Genomic DNA, 18884 nt, shown 5'->3' with positions numbered 1-18884 from the left:
GGACGGCCCGGGCTTCCCGGGAGTCCCGGTTTCGGTCAGGCGGGAGGCCGTCCGGCGTCGACCAGGATCCGGCGGATCGCGGTACCCGACAGCTCGGACTTGCGGACGAACGCCGCGGCACCGGACACGGGAAGGTCGATGTAGTCGTCCAGCCGGTAGGTGGAGATGAGGATCAGGATCGGCCGCCCGTCGACACCCCGGATCGCCTCGACCAGATCGAAGCCGCTCTCGTCGCCGAGGTTGACGTCGATGAGCATGACGTCGGGTCGCGCGCTCACCATCAGCCGCATGGCGCGGGCGCTGTTCGCGGCCACGCCGACGACGTCGATCTGCTCGCGTCGCAGCAGGTCGCGAGCCACATCGGCGAAGCCGTCATCGTCGTCGACGATCAGGCAGCGGACAGCCATCCCTCAACAGTACGCGCGCTTTTCGCGGCTTCCGGGTAGCCGGAATCCGGGGGTACGGCTGGCAGGGGGCAAGGAACGGAGGGTGGCCGTGAAGACGGCGACCCCCCGCGCATCCCATGGTGGAACGTAGGTCCGACGGCGAGAGGGGGAGACACGTGCAGTCACACCGTCATGCGATCGATCATCCGTCGAACGCGCGCCCGGAGCGCGTCCGCGTGGGTGACACGGAGGTCTCCCACGGTGGTCATGCCGTTCCGGCTCCGATGTCTTTCTAGGCCGCAGGTGAAGCCCGCCCCCGGCTCTCCCGGCTCCCCCGGCTCTTCCGGCGACCCGTACGGCGCCGCCGGCGACTGGTCGCCTCACCCCGCGCCCGAGCGGAGCGAGGAAATCGAAGAGACGGCCCCAGCGGGCACCCCCTCGGACGAAGGGAGTCCCATGGCCGAACACGGAATCGATGACGCGGCCCGAACGGGCGTCCCCTCCGGCGAAGGAGGGCCCCTCACCGTTTACCTGTCGATCGGGCTGCCGGCCGACGCCATGCCCGGCGGGCTGGCGCGGATCCAGCACTCACTCGCCGCCGCCGCGGACCGGATGACCCGGTCGGGGCATCCGGTGCGGTACATGAACGGGATGTACATGCCCGCGGAGACGCGCCTGCTGTGCGTGTTCACCGCGGAGAGCGAAGAGGCGGTGCACGCCGCGGTGCGCCTGCTGCGGCTCCCGTTCGTCCAGCTCAAGGCGGTCGCGGATGACCAGAACCCGGCCCCGGAGACCGGAGAGCCGGACCGCTGAGCCGCTGACCCGGACGGCCGGACCATAGGCGGTCGGTCCGGGCACCCGGGCCGTTGATCCGGAAGGCCGGTCCCCGGGCTCACGGTCCGGGCACCCGGGCCGTGAGCCCGGGGACCGGATCGGTGAACCGCCGAGCCGTCAGGGGCGGCCGAGTGCGCGGTAGTGCCAGCCGGCGGCGCGCCAGCGCTCGGGGTCGAGCGCGTTGCGGCCGTCCACGATGTTGCGCTCCGCGACGACCGCTCCGAGCTCGTCCGGGTCCAGCTCGCGGAACTCGCGCCACTCGGTGAGGAGCAGGACGACGTGCGCGTGGGCGACGGCGTCCTGCGCCGACGTGCCGTACGCCAGCTCCGGGTGGGCCCGGCGGGCGTTGTCCAGGGCCTGCGGGTCGTACACGGTGACGTTGCCGCCCTGCGCGCGGATCGTGGTCGCCACGTCGAGCGCCGGCGAGTCGCGGATGTCGTCGGAGTTGGGCTTGAACGCCGCGCCGAGCACGCCGACCGTACGGCCGATGAACGAGCCGCCGAGAAGCTCGCGGGCCAGGTCGACCATGCGGATGCGGCGGCGGATGTTGATCGCGTCGACCTCGCGGAGGAACGACAGCGCCTGGTCCACGCCCAGCTCACCGGCCCGCGCCATGAACGCCCGGATGTCCTTGGGCAGGCAGCCGCCGCCGAAGCCGAGCCCGGGGCCGAGGAACTTGCCGCCGATGCGGTCGTCGTGGGACAGGGCCTCTGAGAGCTTGGTCACATCGGCGTGCGCGGCCTCGCAGACCTCGGCCATCGCGTTGATGAAGGAGATCTTCGTGGCGAGGAAGGCGTTGGCGGAGACCTTGACCAGCTCGGAGGTCGGGTAGTCGGTGACGATCAGCGGGATGCCCTCGGCGGTCATCGGCGCGTAGATCTCGCGCAGGACCTTCTCGGCGCGGTCGGACTCCACGCCGATGACGATGCGGTCGGGGTGGAGGGTGTCCTCCACGGCGAAGCCCTCGCGGAGGAACTCCGGGTTCCACGCGAGCTCGGCCAGGTCACCGGCCGGGGCGAGCCGGGCCAGCCGGCGTGCGAGCCGCTCGGCGGTGCCGACCGGCACCGTGGACTTGCCGATGACGAGGCAGGCGCGCGTGAGGCGCGGCGCCAGCGCCGTGATCGTGTCGTCGACGTAGCTCATGTCGGCGGCGTACTCGCCGGGCTTTTGCGGTGTGCCGACGCAGATGAAGTGAACGTCGCCGAACTCGGCCACCTCGTCGTAGGAAGTGGTGAAGCGCAGCCGTCCGTTCTCGAGGTTGCGCCGGAGAATGGGCTCGAGACCGGGTTCGTAGAACGGCAGCTCACCCGCGGACAGGCGAGCGATCTTGTCGGCGTCCACGTCGATGCCGAGCACCTCGAAGCCCAGCTCGGCCATGCAAGCCGCGTGGGTGGCGCCCAGGTAGCCAGTGCCGATCACGGTCAAGCGTTGTGCCAAGGCCCTGCCTCCCATCATGAGAATTTGATGCCCGACCCCACTGACTTTCCCCACGGGCCGCTCGGCATGCTACCGGCCCTACTGGCGAGTAGGTAGACGGCGTACGATCGGCACATGACCTCAGACTTTCCTCTGTACGAACTCTCCGAAGAGCACGGGCTCCTGCGGGAAACGGTACGGGCCCTTGCCGACGCCAAAATCGCTCCGAAGGCGGCCGAGACCGACGAGACGGCGGAGTTCCCCCAGGCCGCGTACGAGGCGCTGCGCCAGGCCGAGCTGCACGCCGTGCACATTCCTGAGGCGTACGAGGGAGTCGGCGCGGACGCCCTCGCCACGGTGATCGTGATCGAGGAGGTCGCCCGGGCATGTGCCTCCTCGTCGCTGATCCCTGCTGTCAACAAGCTCGGCACCGTACCGATCCTGCTCTCCGGTTCTGAGGATTTGAAGAAACGCTACCTGAGCCCTGTGGCGCGCGGTGAGGCCATGTTCTCCTACGCCCTTTCGGAGCCGGAGGCGGGCAGCGACGCCGCGGCGATGAAGACCCGCGCGGTCCGCGACGGCGACCACTGGGTGCTGAACGGCACCAAGCGCTGGATCACCAACGCGGGTGTCTCGGAGTACTACACCGTGATGGCGGTCACCGACCCGGACAAGGGCGCCCGCGGCATCTCGGCGTTCGTGGTGGAGAAGAACGACCCGGGCGTGAGCTTCGGCGCCCCGGAGAAGAAACTCGGCATCAAGGGATCGCCGACGCGCGAGGTCATCATGGACGACGTGCGCATCCCGGCCGACCGGATCATCGGCGAGGAGGGCACCGGCTTCAAGACCGCCCTGGCCACCCTCGACCACACCCGCGTGACGATCGCGGCCCAGGCGCTCGGCATCGCCCAGGGTGCCCTCGACTACGCGATCGGGTACGTCAAGGAGCGCAAGCAGTTCGGCAGGCCGATCGGCGACTTCCAGGGCGTGCAGTTCATGCTGGCGGACATGGCGATGAAGCTGGAGGCGGCGCGGCAGCTGACGTACGCCGCCGCGGCCAAGTCCGAACGCCGCATGCTCGGCGCGGCCGAGCCGGACCTGACGTTCATCTCCTCCGCGGCCAAGTGCTTCGCCTCGGACGCCGCCATGGAGATCACCACGGACGCCGTCCAGCTGCTGGGCGGGTACGGCTACGTGAAGGACTACCCGGTCGAGCGCATGATGCGCGACGCCAAGATCACCCAGATCTACGAGGGCACCAACCAGATCCAGCGCGTCGTCATGTCCCGCGCCCTGCTCAAGTAGCCCGGTGACCTGCACTGCCGCCCCTCGGAACGACGACCGGACCGAGGGGCGACGTATGCCCGGATGGCTTCAGAACCCGTCCCGGTCGGTACGGTTCCCCCTGGACACGATCCGGTCCGTGACGTGCCAGCTCGCGTAGCCCGCCAGGATGGCGGCCAGCACGGCGGCGATGACGCCGACGACCGGCCGGAGATCGGCGGTGAGGACCGCGCTTCGCGCCAGCATGACGACGGGGACCTCGAACAACCCGTTGGGCACGGTCTCTCCTCAGGGGATCCGGCAGGAGCGGAGGGCGGGCCCGCGTCACGGCACGGCGCACGCGAACCGTGAGGCTACCAGGGGCTAACCGGAAAAACGGCTACAAACCTATAAATGCCACATTTCAGACACAGCTACTGCACGCGGCAGGGCGTACCCGGGGAGACGCTCAGAAACTGAAAGGTGGCGGCGCCTTGCGGTCTCGGCGGGACCTGGCGGACCCGGGCGGAGTCAGTACCGACTCCGCCTCGGCGGCGGAGCCGCTGTCGGCGCCCTTCAGGGCGAAGCCGTCTTCGGAATCCCCCCACATGGCGATCATGCCGAAGGACAGGAACAGCCCCTCGATGGCGGCGACCACCCAGATCAGCGTCTGGGCGTACGTCGCGACCACCGTGAGCGACAGACCGGCCGACCAGGTCGCGGCGATGGTCGCCGCGACCATGAGCGTGGAGATCACGAAAGCGATCCGGTGGATCCAGATGAGCTGGCCGATCATCTGGCGCAGTGTGGTCACCCGGCGCTCGGCCCGGTCGGCCAGCGCCATTCCCGCGACGACGAACTCCAGGAGCCTGGTGTCCGCGGACGACGCCGCGGCGCCCTGCCAGGCCGTCTGGAGCGCCGCGCGGACCCCCTTCACGTCGGAGCCGAAAAGCGCGCGCGCCTCCCTGGCCACCTGGTCCCAGTTCCGCAGGGCGCGGTCGATGGACCCGTCGTCGGACCAGACCACGGTCGCCCAGGTGATCGCCGTCCCGATGGTCAGGGCCGACATTCCGGCGCATGCCCTGAGGTTCGCCGCAGTCGCCATGCCGAGTGCGGCGACCGCCGCCGCGCCGGAACCCGCCAGCGCCGCGACGGCCGGCACGGCCATCAGGTCCGCCGAGGATCCGATCCGCGGCAGGGGCGTCGTCGCGGCGGGGACCGATGACGGCCGGGGCGGTACGGAGCCTTCGCCGGGTTCGGTGATCCAGCGGATGTCGTGGAGCACGGCCCTGACGTTGGCGTCCTCCACACCCCGGTAGCGGTCCGCGGACTTGAGGAGGTCGTCGGCGTAGGTCTGCGCCTTCTCGATGCCGGTGTCCAGGTTGGCCAGCTCGTCCTGGAGAGAGGTCGCGTAATTGTGCCGGGCGCCCTCGCCGACCACCCCGAAGGCGAGATGCGGGAGATGCGTCCGGTCCACCAGCTCGCGCAGGGAGTGGAGCCGGCCGGCCACCTCGTCCATGGACACGACCCCGTCTCGTACTGAGCCGTGGTCAACACTCAGCTGGGAAGACACCACCCGCATCCCCTCCGCTCGACCGCGCGGTCGCGACTCCTGTCAGGCGTCTCCCCACACCTACCGATCGCCCACACCGGCCGCCATTCACTTCAGAAAGATGTCAACTGTTCGGCCCTGAAAGGGACCGAGCTTGTGGCGGTCGCCGCGCTCGGCATGGCCGCAGCGCGTCGGCCGGGCAAGGTGGCGGTGGACCGTCCCGGCCGCCACGGGCGTCGGCGCGGCCGTCGCGGCCGGTGAGGCGGTCGGGCGCGGACGTGACCCGGGCGGGGCGATCCGGCTCAGCAGGACGGACGTGAGGGCGAGAGCCGAGACACGCTTCTGAGAACTCCCGGTTCCAGGACGGGTCGCCACGACCAGGTGGTGTGCCGATTCGAGACGTCGTTCATCAGCTCTCGCAGGTGGCGACGATGTGGCGGGCGTAGCCCTCCGGGTCGGTGCCGGCCTTCTCGGCGGCGGCGACCGACACGAGGAACTCCCGCACCTCGCGCGTGTCCGCCGGCAGGGTTCCCTCGTCGGCCAGCCGGCGGTAGGCCTTCCACAGCCTGCCCCCGTCGGCCAGGTCGGCGTCGATCGTGGCCGCCGTGATCGGGCGCCGCTTCTTCCGGTAGACCGACACGTACATTCCGGCGGCCGGGGGCAGCCACTCGGTGTCGCCGCACCAGGGCTGGGCCGCACCGGCGACGGCCGCAGCCGGGGCGTCCTCGGCCGGAACCTCGCCCGGCGAGGCGCCGGCCGGGGCGCGCCCGCCTCCGCACCCCGCGAGTCCGGTCAGGGCGGCGGTGAAGGCCGCGACGACGGCGAGTGACCGGATCAGGGAACGGGCCGTCAAAGAACGCCCCGCATTCTCACTGGACAACGGATATCTCCTGTTACGTGACTTGATGCGCTACAAGAGACGTCCATGGCGGAGTGTCCGGTTACCCGGCTGTTGATCTTTTACCAGTGCGTGATCATTCGTAGCGATGCGGCGGCTCCGGCCGGATGACGTGCGCGCCGCGGGCCGAGGTCGCCCGCCGGCTCACTCCATGCGCAGGATCGCGAGGGACTCGCCGGGCAGCTCGCCGCCGGGGCGTACGCCGGGCGCGGAGGCGAGGAGCAGCGCGCCGTCCGGCAGCCGTACGGGATCTCCGCCCAGGTTGGCGGCGACCCGCACCGAGCCCCGGTAGACGACGATCCACGACTCGTCGTGTTCCACCTCGACCTCGGTCAGCCGTGCGTCGGTCAGCTCCGGGCAGGAGCGGCGCAGCGCGATCAGGTCCCGGTACCAGTCCAGCAGCTCGCGGTGCCCGCCCCGCGACGGCTCCGTCCAGTCGAGTACGGACCGGCGGTACGTCTCGGGGTCCTGCGGGTCGGGCACGTCCTCCGACGCCCACCCGTGCGTGGCGAACTCGCGCCGCCGCCCCTCGCTCACCGCGCGGGCCAGGTCCGGCTCCTGGTGGTCGGTGAAGAAACGCCACGGCGTGGTGGCGCCCCATTCCTCCCCCATGAACAGCATCGGCGTGAACGGCGAGGTGAGGAGCAGCCCGGCGCCGACCTTGAGCAGGTCCGGCGACAGCGTCGCGGAGATCCGGTCGCCGGTGGCGCGGTTGCCGACCTGGTCGTGGTTCTGCAGGAACGCGGCGAACCGGTGGCCGGGGGTGCGCAGCCGGTCCACCGGACGGCCGTGCGAGCGGCCGCGGAAGGTCGACCACGTGCCGTCGTGGAAGAACGCCCCCCGCAGCGTCTTGGCCAGGGCGCCCATCGAGCCGAAGTCGCAGTAGTAGCCCTGCCGCTCGCCGGTGAGCGCCGCGTGCAGGGCGTGGTGGAAGTCGTCGTTCCACTGGGCGTCCAGGCCGTACCCGCCGGCCTCGCGCGAGGTGACCAGCCGCGGGTCGCCCAGGTCGGACTCCGCGACGACGAACAGCTCCCGGCCCGTCGGGGCCCGCAGCGCGTCCACCGCGACGGCCAGCTCCTCCAGGATGTGCAGCGCCCGTTCGTCGCTCAACGCGTGCACGGCGTCGAGCCGCAGCCCGTCCAGGTGGTAGTCGCGCAGCCACATCAGGGCGTTCTCCACGATGAACGCGCGCACCTCGTCGGACCCCGGCCGGTCGAGGTTGACCGCCGGGCCCCAGGGCGTCCGGTGGGCCTCGGTGAAGTACGGCCCGTACTCGCCCAGGTAGTTGCCGCTGGGCCCGAGGTGGTTGTAGACGACGTCGAGGACGACCGCCAGCCCGCGCCGGTGGCAGGCGTCGACGAAGCGCTTGAGCCCGTCCGGCCCGCCGTACGGGTCGTGCACGGCCCACAGGTGCACGCCGTCGTACCCCCAGCCGTGCCGGCCCGGGAAGGCCGCGACCGGCATCAGCTCCACGGCGTCGACACCCAGCGCGACCAGGTGGTCCAGGCGCTCGACGGCGGCGTCGAACGTGCCGTCCCGCGTGAAGGTTCCGACGTGCAGCTCGTACAGGATGCCGCCGGCGAGCGGTCGCCCACGCCACGCGCCGTCGGTCCAGGCGAACGCGCCGTGGTCGTAGACCCGGCTCAGGCCGTGCACCCCGTCCGGCTGCCACCGCGACCGCGGGTCGGGAAAAGGCCCTCTCCCGTCGATCACGAACCCGTAGTCCTCGCCCTCGGCCTCGGCGGTCCACCAGCCCCGCCGTACGGGCGAGGGGGCCATGGCGTGGCGGCGGCCACCGGTCTCCACCTCGACGTTCACGGCGTCCGGCGCCCACACCTCGTACCTCATCCGGCCTCGACCAGGAGTGCGACGGGGAGCATGCCGAGCAGGCCCGTGAGCGGCGCCGGCGAGACGTACGACTGGCCGGTGAGCAGGTCGCGCCAGGGACCGCCGGGCAGCGGCAGATGCGTGTCGTCCCAGCCGCCGCGGGCGTCGAGGCCGGCGGGCAGCCGGGTCACCACCGTGGTGGCGCCGCCGCGGCGGAACGCCACGGCGTGCTCGGCCGCCGGCCCCTGGGCGGCGAGCGGTTCGTGGCCGCCGGAGAACCACTCGGGGTGCTCGTCCCGCAGCCGCAGGGCGCGCGAGGTGACGAGCAGCTTCTCCCCGCCGAGGTCGGCCGGCACCGTCCCGGCGTCCAGGTCGGCGAGCAGTTCGCGGCGGCGCACGTAGTCCACCGGACGCCGGTTGTCCGGGTCGACCAGCGACAGCCCGGCGAGTTCGCAGCCCTGGTACACGTCGGGCACGCCCGGCATGGTGAGCTGCACGAGCTTCTGGGACAGAGAGTTCGCCCGCGCGTACGGTGCGAGCAGCGCCACGAACCCCTCGATGTCGTCGGCGAGCTCCGGGTCGGCGAGGACGGCGTCCACGTGGGCGAGCACCGCCTCCTCGTACGCGGGGTCGCCGTCGACCCAGGCCGTACGCGTCTTGGCCTCCCGCGAGGCCTTGGTCAGGTACTCCTTGAGCCGCTGCCCGGACAGCGGCCACGCCCCCACGATCGTCTGCCACATCAGGTAGTCCAGGTCGGGGTCGAGGGGGCTGTCGGGCGCCCGGGCGCGCCACCGCCCGACCGCCTCGGCCCAGTCGCCGGGCAGCTCGCTGAGCACGGCCAGCCGCGCGCGTACGTCCTCCTGCCGCTTCGTGTCATGCGTCGACAACGTGGTCATCGTGCCGGGCCGCTGCTCCGCGACCTCCGCGCAGTACGCGTGGAACTCCTCGGGCGGCACCGAGAACCGCACGGGGTCGCCGCCGACCTCGTTCAGCGCCGCGAGCCGGGACCAGCGGTAGAACGCCGTGTCCTCCACGCCCTTGGCCATCATCGGCGCGGACGTCTGCTGGAACCGGACGACGAACTCGTCACGCAGCGCGTCGCGGCCCGCCAGCCCGAGCAGCAGCGGGACCACCCGGTCGAGCAGCTCGCCGTCCGGCAGCGCGGCGCGCGCCCCGGCGGCGGCCTGGGCGACGATCTCCAGGTCGCGCGCTGACGGCTCCTCGCCCGGCACCACGTACGTGCGGTAGACGGGCATCGCGACGAGCAGCTCGACGAGCGCCCGGCGCAGCGCCGCCGGGTCGTCGCCGGGCAGGATCTCGGCGAGCAGGCCGGCGAGCCGGTCGACCTCGGGCACGAGCAGGCGCTCGGCCGCGTACCGGCGGGCCTCCCTCTCGACCGTCTCGAAGTCGCCGGGGCCGCCGGTGAGGGCGGTGTACGCCTCGGTCAGCGGCCCCTCGCCCGCCGGGTCCTGGAACAGCCCGCCGACCATGCCGAGGGCGTCGTAGCCGGTGGTGCCCGCGCACGGCCAGTCCTCGGGGAGCCGTTCGTCGGTGATGAGGATCTTCTCGGCGACGATCCAGGTGCCGGGCCTCGCGCGGCCGGAGAGCCGGCGCAGGTAGCCGCGCGGGTCGGCCAGGCCGTCCGGGTGGTCGATGCGCAGACCGTCGACCAGCCCCCTGCGCAGCAGCCGCAGCGGCAGCGCGTGCGTACGGTCGAAGACCTCCGGATCCTCCGGGCGCAGCCCGATGAGCGTGGAGACGTCGAAGAAGCGCCGGTAGTTCGGCTCGGTGTCGCGCCAGTACCCGAGGCGGTAGCGGCCCCCGCGCGGGAAGACGTGGTCGTGGTAGCGGACGACGTCGCCGTCGCTCTCGGGCTCGTCCTCCGGCGAGCCGAGCACCGGCAGCACGACCGCCCCTTCGGACCAGTCGATGTCGAACCACCGCGCGTACGGCGAGTCCGGGCCGTGGCGCAGCACGTCCCAGAACGCCGGGTTGAGCGTCTCCGGCGCCGGGATCGCCATGTGGTTGGGCACGAGGTCGATCACGATGCCCAGGCCGTGCTCGCGCAGGCGGGCGGCCATCTCGCGGAACGCGTCGTCACCGCCCAGGTCCTCCGCGAGGCGGGAGTGGTCGACGACGTCGTACCCGTGCGCGGAGCCCGGAGCGGCCTGGAGGATCGGCGACAGGTACACGTGGGAGACGCCGAGGGCGGCCAGATAGCCGGCCAGCTCGGCGGCCTCGGCGAACCCGAACCCCCTCCTGAGCTGCAGCCGGTACGTCGCGGTCGGCACCTTAGACACGTTGGAGCACCTGGATCGAGCGTGCCTCGACCAACGGTTTGTCGCCTGTCATCGGCGCGGTCTCCTCGTCTTCGAGCATGAAGCTGGTGGTGGTGTCGATCACCGTCGTCCACAGCCCCCGGTGCGCCTCGGGCACGGTGAACGTCAGGTCGCGGTCGGAGGCGTTGATCAGCAGGAGGAACGAGGCGTCCTGCACCGGCTCGCCGCGCCGGTCCGGCTCGGTGATCGCGTCGCCGTTCAGGAAGATCGTGACCGCCTTGGCGTACGCGGTCTGCCAGTCACCGTCCGTCATGGACCCGCCTTCGGGGGTGAACCACTGGACGTTGTCCCCGGAGGGGAACCGGCGGCGGCGGAAGACCGGGTGCTCGCGGCGCAGCGTGGTGAGCCGACGGACGAACTCCCGCAGCGCGCCGCTCTCCGGCTGGTCGGTCCAGTCGACCCAGGTCAGCTCGTTGTCCTGGCAGTAGGCGTTGTTGTTGCCGCGCTGCGTACGGCCCAGCTCGTCGCCGTGAGAGATCATCGGCACACCCTGCGACAGCAGGAGCGTGGCCAGGAAGTTGCGCTTCTGCCGCTCCCGCACCGCGAGGATGTCGGCGTCGTCGGTCTCCCCCTCGGCGCCGTGGTTCCACGAGCGGTTGTCGTCGGTGCCGTCGCGGTTGTCCTCGCCGTTGGCCTCGTTGTGCTTGTGGTCGTAGGAGACCAGGTCGTGCAGCGTGAAGCCGTCGTGGCAGGTGACGAAGTTGATCGAGGCGAGCGGCCGGCGGCCGTCGTCGGCGTACAGGTCGCTGGAGCCGGTGAACCTGCGCGCGAACTCCGGCAGCATGCCGTCGGTGCCGCGCCAGAAGTCGCGGATCGAGTCGCGGTACTTGCCGTTCCACTCGGTCCACAGCGGGGGGAAGTTGCCGACCTGGTAGCCGCCCTCGCCGACGTCCCACGGCTCGGCGATCAGCTTGACCTGGGAGACGACCGGGTCCTGCTGCACCAGGTCGAAGAAGGCGGACAGCCGGTCCACGGCGTGCAGTTCGCGCGCCAGCGTCGAGGCGAGGTCGAAGCGGAAGCCGTCCACGTGCATCTCGGTCACCCAGTAACGCAGCGAGTCCATGATCAGCTGAAGCGCGTGCGGGTGCTGGACGTTGATGCTGTTGCCGGTGCCGGTGGTGTCCATGTAGTAGCGCGGGTCGCCGTCGACGAGCCGGTAGTAACTGCGGTTGTCGATGCCGCGGAACCCCAGCGTGGGCCCGAGGTGGTTGCCCTCGGCGGTGTGGTTGTAGACCACGTCGAGGATCACCTCGATCCCCGCCTGGTGCAGGGTTCGCACCATCAGCTTGAACTCCTGCACCTGCTCGCCGCGCGAACCGCTCGCCGCGTACCCGTTGTGCGGGGCGAAGAAGGCGAGGCTGTTGTAGCCCCAGTAGTTGGTGAGGCCGCGCTGGAGCAGTGCGTCGTCGTGCACGAACTGGTGGACCGGCATCAGCTCGATCGCGGTGACGCCGAGCCCCCGCAGGTAGTCGATCATCACCGGGTTCGCCAGGGCCGCGTACGTGCCGCGCTCCGCCTCGGCGACCTCCGGATGCCGCCGGGTCAGGCCCTTCACGTGGGCCTCGTAGACCACCGTCTCGTGGTACGGCGTGCGCGGCGCGCGGTCGTCGCCCCAGTCGAAGTACGGGTTGACCACGATGCTCTTGGGCATGTACGGGGCGCTGTCGTCGTCGTTGCGCACGCCCGGATCGGCGAACCGGTAGGCGAACAGCGCCTCGTTCCACTCCACGTCGCCCTCGACCGCCTTGGCGTAGGGGTCGAGCAGCAGCTTGGCGGGGTTGCAGCGCAGCCCCTGGGCCGGGTCGTAGGGGCCGTGCACCCGGAAGCCGTACCGCTGGCCGGGGCCGACCCAGGGCACGTAGCCGTGCCAGACGGAGCCGTCGAGTTCGGTGAGGGGGATCCGTGTCTCCTCGCCGGCGTCGTCGAACAGGCAGAGTTCGACCCTGTCGGCGGCCTCGGAGAAGACGGAGAAGTTCGTGCCCGCGCCGTCATAGGTGGCCCCCAAGGGATAGGGGTCACCTGGCCAAATACGCATCACATCGGTCCATTTCCCCCAGGTGATCGACTCAACCCCGCCCGGGGGCACACGCTCGTGGCTCCTTCCGGAACTCCGGAGGCCGCTCCTCGACCGACCACGTGTGAGATAGACCACAGGAACTCGGTGGTGCGGGCGGACAGGCGGTGTGTGTGGAGATGAGTATGCGTGCCCGTGTCAACGCCGGGGACCCGGATGCGTTCCGAGAGCTGTTCGACGAACATGTTCGCTCGGTTTACAACCACGCCTTCCGGCTGACGGGGAACTGGTCGACGGCGGAGGACGTGGTGTCACTGACCTTCCTCGAGGCATGGCGTCTGCGTGACAGGGTCGACGCCGGTGCCGACGGCGGGTCGCTGCGCCCCTGGCTCCTCGGCATCGCCACGAACGTCTCGCGTAACGTTCGCCGCACCGCCCGGCGGCATGACGGCGCACTGGCGCGACTTCCGAAGCAGGAGGCGGCACCGGACTTCGCCGACGAGGTGACCACCCGCATCGATGACCGCGAACGGCTCGCCCTGGTGCGTACGGCCATGGCGGCGCTGCGCAAGCCCGAGCGTGAGGTGCTCGCGCTGTGCGTGTGGGCCGGGCTCGACTACGCCGAGGCCGCCGAAGCGCTCGGCGTTCCGGTCGGCACGGTGCGTTCCCGGCTGTCCAGAGCACGCAGGAGGCTCGACAAGCTCGTCACCGCCGGAAGACTTCGGCCGCCCGAAGGAGATCGGGAACCGCACGCCGGCCACGGACAGGGAGAAGGCGACCGCGGAACCGCGGTCCGGTCCGCCCAGGAGAACACGCGATGAACGGCACCTCGACTCAGCCCGACCCGAACGAACGTGCCGAACTGGCCCGGCTCTTGCCGGGGCCGGTGGAGCGGGACCTGCCGCGCGACCGTCACCAACGACTCCAGGAGTTCGTGATGAGCCGGATCCACCAAGATCTGCGGTCGGCCGAGCAGGCCCCGCGCCGGTCCCCGAAGCGATGGCCCGTCTTCCTGGCCTCGGCCCTGACGGCCGTCGCCGTGGCCGCCGCGGTCACCTTCGTCGCCGTCGGCCACGACAGCGGGCCGGCCGGGGCTCCGCCCGCGCCGGGCTCATCGTCCACCCCCATCAACGGTGGCAGGACGATGTCCACGCGCCAGATGCTGCTGGCCGCCGCGACCAGCGCGGAGCGGCGGCCGGCCACCGACGGCGCCTACTGGCGCGTCAGAACGCTTCGGGAGGTGCGTGTCGGCAAGGTGGACCACAAGCAGATTCTCGAGGACTGGTACGGCAAGGACGGCTATTACTGGCAGGGCACGCTGACCCTGGACGGCACCGGCGGGCCGAGCGGGCCGGCGAGCATCTACCGGGACAAGAAGAAGTCCTCACGCCCCTTCGAGCTGTCCGATCGCCGGTTCACCCTCGCCGAGATCAAGGGGCTGCCCACCACCACGAGAGGCATCGTGAAGTGGGCGAGCGGCGTCGCCCGGCATGTCTCGCCCGACTGGCGCCAGTATGACATCGACGGCTTCACCACCGACCTGCTCATCCAACTGCTGGCCGAGGCGCCGGCGACACCCCAGACCCGGGCGGCGGCCTTTCGGGCATTGGCCGGCCGACCGTTCGTCAAGAACGCCGGCAGAGCCAAGGACGAAGAGGGACGCACGGGATACGCGCTGAGGATCGACGGCACTCGGTACCTGATCGACCCGTCCACCGCGACGCTGCTCTCCGAAAGCACCACCGCGGATGGGAAGTACGGGGCGACGACCTACCTGAAGGCCGGCTGGACCAACGAGGCCCCCAACCCTCCTTCCGGCCACTGACCGCCATGTGCTCGACGGCCCCGCGTCCGCCCGCGGCGCGGGGCCGCGTCGCGCGGACAGGCTTTGTGACGCACGCTACATTGCATCTGACCAGCGAAGATTGGCCAAAGCCCGGGTCCGTGCGTTAGCTTAGGGGAGCCTTACCTAATCGCCTCGTCCCCCGGAGGTTCCCCCGCCATGTACGTCTGTGTCTGCCACGCCGTCACCGAGGACGTCGTGCGCGAGCACATGGCGGCCGGGGCCTGTACGGCCAAGGAGGTCCGGGCGGCGTGCGGCATGCGGCCGGGCTGCGGCTCGTGCGTCAACCGCATCTGCGCGATGCTCAGGGAGACCCCGGCGGAGCCCGGGGAGGCCGTCGAAGCGGCCGCCTGATCAGCGCGTATGGCGGGGTATTGCCCGCGCTTTGCCGTGCGCGTGCCACGATTGGGAGACATGGAAGGCGACATCGACGTCATCAACCTGCTCAACGAGCAGTTGACGGCCGAGCTCACGGCGATCAACCAGTACTTCCTGCACTCGAAGATGCAGGAGCACTGGGGGTACACCGCGCTGGCTGAGCACACCAGGGCCGAGTCGTTCGATGAGATGCGGCACGCGGAGACCCTCACCGACCGCCTGCTCATGCTGTCGGCGCTGCCCAACTACCAGCGGATCAACCCGCTGCGCATCGGCCAGACGGTGCCCGAGCAGATCCGCTCGGACCTGGCCATCGAGATGGAGGCCATCGGACGGCTGCGGCCCGGCATCGAGCTGATGCGCTCGCGGGGCGACGTCACCTCGGCGCGCATCTTCGAACGCATCCTCGAGGACGAAGAGGAGCACGTCGACTACCTGGAGACCGAGCTGGAGCTGCTGGAGACGCTCGGCGAACAGCTCTACCTCCAGCGCTACGCTCCGCCGAGAAGCTCCGACGACGACTGAGGACCGGCTCGCGCCGGCCACGGCTCATGCCACCGACCGGCACCGCGCCGAACACGCCGGTGCCGAAGATTCCGGCGTCTCTTACGGCGGCGGCTCCTCGAGGGAACTCGATCGCAGGTTCGGGGAAAAGCGGGTGAAGCGCACACCCGCGTACGGCCGGATCCCCGGCTGCGAGAGACAGGAGCCGTATGACTGTGCCGACCCGACACGGCGCGAGCGACGCCGCTGTCATCGAGCGGTCCTGGCGGGAGCCCGGGGTGTTCGCCGCGCTGTATGAGCGGCACGCGGCCCACATCAGCCGTTACGTCGCCCGCAGGCTGGGTGACGATCTCGCCGATGACGTCACCGCCGAGACGTTCTACCGGGCGTTCGAGAAACGCCGGCCCGGCCCAGGCGTTGGGCACCTCCGTGGGAACGGTGCGGTCACGGCTGCACCGCGCTCGGCGGAAGATCCGTGTCGCGCTCGGCGACGGGAACCCCATGTTCGTTACAGAGGAAAGCTGAGGTGCCGGCCGTGAACGATCTCGATCTGGTGCGTACGATGCGTGCCGACGCCCCGATCCCGTCCCGGCAGCGTCTGGACACCGGCCGGGAGCGGCTGCTGGCGGCCATCGACTCCCCGTCCGCGGCACCACGGGTGGGCACCCGGAGCGTGCGCGCTCGCGGGTTCGCCCGGTGGACGGCCGTCGTGGGAGGCCTCGCCGCCGCCGCCGGGGCCGCCGTCTTCGCGGTCTCCGGCGGCTCCACGCCCGCGCCCCGGCCCGTGAAGCGCTCCCCCTCCACCACCCTGCCGTCCACACGGCAGGTGCTGCTGGCCGCGGCGACCAACGCGGAGCGGCAGCCGGCCGCCGACGGCGCGTACTGGCATGTCAGCGTGCTTCGGGAGGTGCAGTCCACCAAGGAGATCGACGACAGCTGGTACGGCAAGGACGGCTACTACTGGGGGGGACTGCTGATCCTGGAGGGCCGCGACGGGGCGGGCAAGCCGGGGACGGTCTATCGGAGCAAGAAGAAGTCGCCGCGTCCCTTCGAGGTGGCGGACCACATGTTCACCCTCAACCAGATCAGGAAACTGCCCACCACCACGAAGGGCATCGAGAAGTGGGCGAACGGCGTCGCCCGGTCCGTCTCCCCCCTCTGGCGCCAGAAGGACATCGACGCCTACACCGACGACCTGCTCGCCGAGCTGCTGGCCGAGGCGCCGGCCACACCGAAGACCAGGGCGGCGGCCTTCCGCGCGCTGGCCGGACGACCGGACGTCAAGGACGCCGGCCGGGCAAAGGACGAGCAGGGGCGATCGGGGTACGCGCTCATCATCCACGGCACTCGATACCTGGTCGACCCGGCGGGCGCGGTGCTCCTCTCCCAGAGCCCGATCACGGGAGTAGGACACACGGGGATGACCTATCTGAAGGCGGGCTGGACCAACGAGACCCCTCACCCGCCCACCCGTCCCTGACCGGGTGACGGGCCTGGTGGGCGCCCGAGCGCTACGCCGGCGACCGACCCAGGTACTCCTTCGCGAGCGTGCGCGGCGCGCAGGCCAGCCAGGCGTCGGCGATCGCCTCGGCCAGCTCCTTCTCGCCCACGCGGCGGAGCTGGATGAGCACGGCGGCGTACCCGTCGAAGTGCGGGATCGTGAAGAAGGACGCCGGGTGTGCGGCGAGCGCGGCCTCCTTGTCGCCGAGGTCCTCGACCCGGACGGCCAGGATGGGGCCGTCCGGCGGGGTGGCGTCCCCGAACCGCTTGAGGTCGGCCTTGCTGAACGGGCGTTCCCAGGCGAAACCCTTGCCGCGGACCAGCCACGTGCGGTTGCCGTAGCGCGTGCCCTCGGTCACCTCGGGCAGCGCCGAGGCGATCCGCTCCGCGTCCTCCAGGCTCGCCACCTCAGTGGCCCCGGGCGATCCACTCGTCGAGGTGCGGCGCCTCGTCGCCGATCGTCGTGGTGTCGCCGTGCCCGGTCCGTACGACGGTGTCCGGCGGGAGGGTCAGCAGGCGGTCGCGGATCGAGTCGATGATCACGCCGAAGTCGGAGTAGGAGCGCCCGGTCGCGCCCGGGCCGCCGTTGAACAGCGTGTCGCCGGTGAAGACCGTGCCCAGGTCCGGGGCGTAGAGGCAGACCGCGCCCGGGGCGTGGCCCGGCGTGTGCAGCACCCGCAGGGTCGTGCCGGCCACGGTCAGCTCGTCGCCGTCCGCGAGGGCGCGGTCCGGCTCGCGGTCGGGGTAGGTCATCCGCCACAGCACCATGTCGTCCGGGTGCAGCAGGATCGGCGCGCCCGTACGGCCGGCCAGCTCGGCGGCGGCGTCGATGTGGTCGTTGTGGGCGTGGGTCGAGACGATCGCGGTCAGGCGGCGGTCGCCGACCGCGGCGGCGATCGCGTCGGCGTCGTGCGCGGCGTCGATGACGAGCACCTCGCGGTCGTCGCCGACCAGCCACACGTTGTTGTCGACGTCCCAGGTGCCGCCGTCGAGGCTGAACGTCCCGGAGGTGACGAGATGACCGATCACAGGTTCACCACCGAGCGCAGGACCTCGCCGCGCTCCATCTTGCCGAACGCCTCCTCGACCTCGTCCAGGCCGATGGTCTCGGAGACGAAGCCGTCGAGGTCGAGGCGGCCCTGGAGGTAGAGATCCACGAGCATCGGGAAGTCGCGGGAGGGCAGGCAGTCGCCGTACCAGGAGGACTTCAGCGCCCCGCCGCGGCCGAACACCTCCAGCAGCGGCAGCTCGATCTTCATCTCGGGGGTCGGCACGCCGACGAGGACGACCGTGCCGGCCAGGTCGCGGGCGTAGAACGCCTGCTCGTACGTCTCGGGCCGGCCGATGGCCTCGACCACCACGTCGGCGCCGTTGCCGCCGGTCAGCGCGCGGATCGCCTCGACCGGGTCGGTCTCGCGGGAGTTCACGGTGTCGGTGGCGCCGAAGCCGCGGGCCCACTCCAGCTTCCGGTCGTCGATGTCGACGGCGATGATCTTCGCGGCGCCGGCCAGGCGTGCCCCGGCGATCGCGGCGTCGCCGACACCGCCGCAGCCGATGACCGCGACCGAGTCGCCCCGCGTCACGCCGCCGGTGTTGATCGCCGCGCCGAGGCCGGCCATGACGCCGCAGCCCAGCAGCCCGGCCGCGGCGGGCGAGGCGGCGGGGTTCACCTTGGTGCACTGACCCGCGTGCACGAGGGTCTTCTCGGCGAACGCGCCGATGCCCAGGGCGGGTGAGAGCTCGGTGCCGTCGGTCAGCGTCATCTTCTGCGCGGCGTTGTGCGTCGCGAAGCAGTACCAGGGACGGCCGCGCAGGCAGGCGCGGCACTGCCCGCAGACCGCGCGCCAGTTGAGGATGACGAAGTCGCCCGGCGCGACGTCGGTGACGCCCTCGCCGACCGCCTCGACCACACCGGCGGCCTCGTGGCCGAGCAGGAACGGGAACTCGTCGTTGATGCCGCCCTCGCGGTAGTGCAGGTCGGTGTGGCACACGCCGCAGGACCGGACCTCGACCAGGGCCTCGCCGGGCCCCGGGTCGGGGACGACGATCGTCTCGATGGCGACCTGCGCGCCCTTGGAACGCGCGACGACCCCTCGTACCTCGTGCGGCATCCGATCACACACCCTTTCG

General features: G+C 71.2%; 19 protein-coding genes. 8 read left to right on the top strand and 11 right to left on the bottom strand.

Translation table 11 applies throughout. The features are described 5' to 3' along the window. Positions 1–35 precede the first annotated feature (35 nt). Positions 36–407 (bottom strand): LytR/AlgR family response regulator transcription factor, encoded by a 372-nt coding sequence (locus ABEA10_RS42365; RefSeq protein ID WP_329251301.1) that lies wholly within the window; start codon positions 405–407, stop codon positions 36–38. Between the two features lie 435 nt (positions 408–842). On the opposite strand from ABEA10_RS42365, the gene ABEA10_RS42360 reads away from it, so the two are divergent. Next, positions 843–1199, top strand: coding sequence for a hypothetical protein (locus tag ABEA10_RS42360; RefSeq protein ID WP_345473932.1), 357 nt, complete (start codon positions 843–845; stop codon positions 1197–1199). Positions 1200–1337: 138 nt separating this feature from the next. Here ABEA10_RS42360 and ABEA10_RS42355 read toward each other — a convergent pair whose 3' ends face one another. Continuing rightward, positions 1338–2672 carry a UDP-glucose dehydrogenase family protein gene (locus ABEA10_RS42355; RefSeq protein WP_329251297.1) on the bottom strand — a complete coding sequence of 445 codons (1335 nt, stop codon included), beginning with the start codon at positions 2670–2672 and terminating at the stop codon, positions 1338–1340. Between the two features lie 99 nt (positions 2673–2771). Between ABEA10_RS42355 and ABEA10_RS42350 the strand changes: the two genes are divergently transcribed. Beyond that, the gene (locus ABEA10_RS42350; RefSeq protein WP_345473930.1) at positions 2772–3941 is read left to right on the top strand and encodes an acyl-CoA dehydrogenase; all 1170 of its coding nucleotides are present in this window, start codon (positions 2772–2774) and stop codon (positions 3939–3941) included. A gap of 69 nt (positions 3942–4010) precedes the next feature. Here the strand turns inward: ABEA10_RS42350 and ABEA10_RS42345 are convergent, their stop codons facing one another. The 6 genes from ABEA10_RS42345 to glgX all read right to left on the bottom strand — a co-directional run bounded on the left by ABEA10_RS42345 (position 4011) and on the right by glgX (position 12553). Beyond that, complete coding sequence (locus ABEA10_RS42345; RefSeq protein ID WP_345473928.1) at positions 4011–4199, bottom strand: hypothetical protein; 189 nt, start codon at positions 4197–4199, stop codon at positions 4011–4013. 169 nt (positions 4200–4368) lie between these two features. Beyond that, entirely contained in the window at positions 4369–5418 is a 1050-nt protein-coding gene (locus tag ABEA10_RS42340; RefSeq protein ID WP_345473926.1) for a hypothetical protein, read from the bottom strand. Positions 5419–5860: 442 nt separating this feature from the next. Then, positions 5861–6331: a hypothetical protein gene (locus tag ABEA10_RS42335; RefSeq protein ID WP_345473924.1), complete on the bottom strand. Its 471-nt coding sequence runs from the start codon at positions 6329–6331 to the stop codon at positions 5861–5863. 162 nt (positions 6332–6493) lie between these two features. Further along, a complete protein-coding gene (treZ, locus tag ABEA10_RS42330) occupies positions 6494–8197 on the bottom strand; it encodes a malto-oligosyltrehalose trehalohydrolase (RefSeq protein WP_345473922.1) in 1704 nt (567 codons plus the stop codon). Continuing rightward, the gene (gene treY / locus ABEA10_RS42325) at positions 8194–10476 is read right to left on the bottom strand and encodes a malto-oligosyltrehalose synthase (protein WP_345473920.1); all 2283 of its coding nucleotides are present in this window, start codon (positions 10474–10476) and stop codon (positions 8194–8196) included. Before treY ends, treZ begins: the two co-directional genes overlap by 4 nt. Then, a complete protein-coding gene (glgX, locus tag ABEA10_RS42320) occupies positions 10469–12553 on the bottom strand; it encodes a glycogen debranching protein GlgX (protein ID WP_345473919.1) in 2085 nt (694 codons plus the stop codon). Before glgX ends, treY begins: the two co-directional genes overlap by 8 nt. A 161-nt stretch (positions 12554–12714) precedes the next feature. Between glgX and ABEA10_RS42315 the strand changes: the two genes are divergently transcribed. The 6 genes from ABEA10_RS42315 to ABEA10_RS42290 all read left to right on the top strand — a co-directional run bounded on the left by ABEA10_RS42315 (position 12715) and on the right by ABEA10_RS42290 (position 16734). Continuing rightward, the gene (locus ABEA10_RS42315; RefSeq protein WP_345473917.1) at positions 12715–13350 is read left to right on the top strand and encodes an RNA polymerase sigma factor; all 636 of its coding nucleotides are present in this window, start codon (positions 12715–12717) and stop codon (positions 13348–13350) included. Continuing rightward, complete coding sequence (locus ABEA10_RS42310) at positions 13347–14354, top strand: CU044_5270 family protein (RefSeq protein WP_345473916.1); 1008 nt, start codon at positions 13347–13349, stop codon at positions 14352–14354. The genes ABEA10_RS42315 and ABEA10_RS42310 overlap by 4 nt, the downstream gene beginning before the upstream one ends. A 177-nt stretch (positions 14355–14531) precedes the next feature. Continuing rightward, positions 14532–14726 carry a (2Fe-2S)-binding protein gene (locus tag ABEA10_RS42305; RefSeq protein ID WP_345473915.1) on the top strand — a complete coding sequence of 65 codons (195 nt, stop codon included), beginning with the start codon at positions 14532–14534 and terminating at the stop codon, positions 14724–14726. A 60-nt stretch (positions 14727–14786) separates the two neighbouring features. Then, positions 14787–15275: a bacterioferritin gene (bfr, locus tag ABEA10_RS42300; RefSeq protein ID WP_345473913.1), complete on the top strand. Its 489-nt coding sequence runs from the start codon at positions 14787–14789 to the stop codon at positions 15273–15275. A gap of 273 nt (positions 15276–15548) precedes the next feature. Beyond that, positions 15549–15779 (top strand): sigma factor-like helix-turn-helix DNA-binding protein, encoded by a 231-nt coding sequence (locus ABEA10_RS42295; protein WP_345473911.1) that lies wholly within the window; start codon positions 15549–15551, stop codon positions 15777–15779. A gap of 10 nt (positions 15780–15789) precedes the next feature. Next, positions 15790–16734, top strand: coding sequence for a CU044_5270 family protein (locus ABEA10_RS42290; RefSeq protein WP_345473909.1), 945 nt, complete (start codon positions 15790–15792; stop codon positions 16732–16734). A gap of 31 nt (positions 16735–16765) precedes the next feature. Here the strand turns inward: ABEA10_RS42290 and ABEA10_RS42285 are convergent, their stop codons facing one another. The 3 genes from ABEA10_RS42285 to ABEA10_RS42275 are packed head-to-tail and all read right to left on the bottom strand — an operon-like array spanning position 16766 to position 18865. After that, complete coding sequence (locus tag ABEA10_RS42285) at positions 16766–17161, bottom strand: MmcQ/YjbR family DNA-binding protein (RefSeq protein WP_345473907.1); 396 nt, start codon at positions 17159–17161, stop codon at positions 16766–16768. Position 17162: 1 nt separating this feature from the next. Beyond that, positions 17163–17780 (bottom strand): MBL fold metallo-hydrolase, encoded by a 618-nt coding sequence (locus ABEA10_RS42280; protein WP_345474047.1) that lies wholly within the window; start codon positions 17778–17780, stop codon positions 17163–17165. Then, a complete protein-coding gene (locus ABEA10_RS42275; protein WP_345473905.1) occupies positions 17780–18865 on the bottom strand; it encodes an S-(hydroxymethyl)mycothiol dehydrogenase in 1086 nt (361 codons plus the stop codon). The genes ABEA10_RS42280 and ABEA10_RS42275 overlap by 1 nt, the downstream gene beginning before the upstream one ends. Positions 18866–18884: the final 19 nt, after the last annotated feature.

The organism is Actinoallomurus oryzae (genome assembly GCF_039541955.1).
GTDB lineage: Bacteria > Actinomycetota > Actinomycetes > Streptosporangiales > Streptosporangiaceae > Actinoallomurus > Actinoallomurus oryzae.
This window is presented reverse-complemented; position numbering and strand designations above follow the sequence as displayed.

Coding starts and splice junctions, on each gene's coding strand:
- ABEA10_RS42365 (WP_329251301.1), bottom strand. CDS start 407: ATGGCTGTCCGCTGCCTGATCGTCGACGACGATGACGGCTTCGCCGAT.
- ABEA10_RS42360 (WP_345473932.1), top strand. CDS start 843: ATGGCCGAACACGGAATCGATGACGCGGCCCGAACGGGCGTCCCCTCC.
- ABEA10_RS42355 (WP_329251297.1), bottom strand. CDS start 2,672: ATGGGAGGCAGGGCCTTGGCACAACGCTTGACCGTGATCGGCACTGGC.
- ABEA10_RS42350 (WP_345473930.1), top strand. CDS start 2,772: ATGACCTCAGACTTTCCTCTGTACGAACTCTCCGAAGAGCACGGGCTC.
- ABEA10_RS42340 (WP_345473926.1), bottom strand. CDS start 5,418: ATGGACGAGGTGGCCGGCCGGCTCCACTCCCTGCGCGAGCTGGTGGAC.
- treZ (WP_345473922.1), bottom strand. CDS start 8,197: ATGAGGTACGAGGTGTGGGCGCCGGACGCCGTGAACGTCGAGGTGGAG.
- ABEA10_RS42315 (WP_345473917.1), top strand. CDS start 12,715: ATGCGTGCCCGTGTCAACGCCGGGGACCCGGATGCGTTCCGAGAGCTG.
- ABEA10_RS42310 (WP_345473916.1), top strand. CDS start 13,347: ATGAACGGCACCTCGACTCAGCCCGACCCGAACGAACGTGCCGAACTG.
- ABEA10_RS42305 (WP_345473915.1), top strand. CDS start 14,532: ATGTACGTCTGTGTCTGCCACGCCGTCACCGAGGACGTCGTGCGCGAG.
- bfr (WP_345473913.1), top strand. CDS start 14,787: ATGGAAGGCGACATCGACGTCATCAACCTGCTCAACGAGCAGTTGACG.
- ABEA10_RS42295 (WP_345473911.1), top strand. CDS start 15,549: ATGAGCGGCACGCGGCCCACATCAGCCGTTACGTCGCCCGCAGGCTGG.
- ABEA10_RS42275 (WP_345473905.1), bottom strand. CDS start 18,865: ATGCCGCACGAGGTACGAGGGGTCGTCGCGCGTTCCAAGGGCGCGCAG.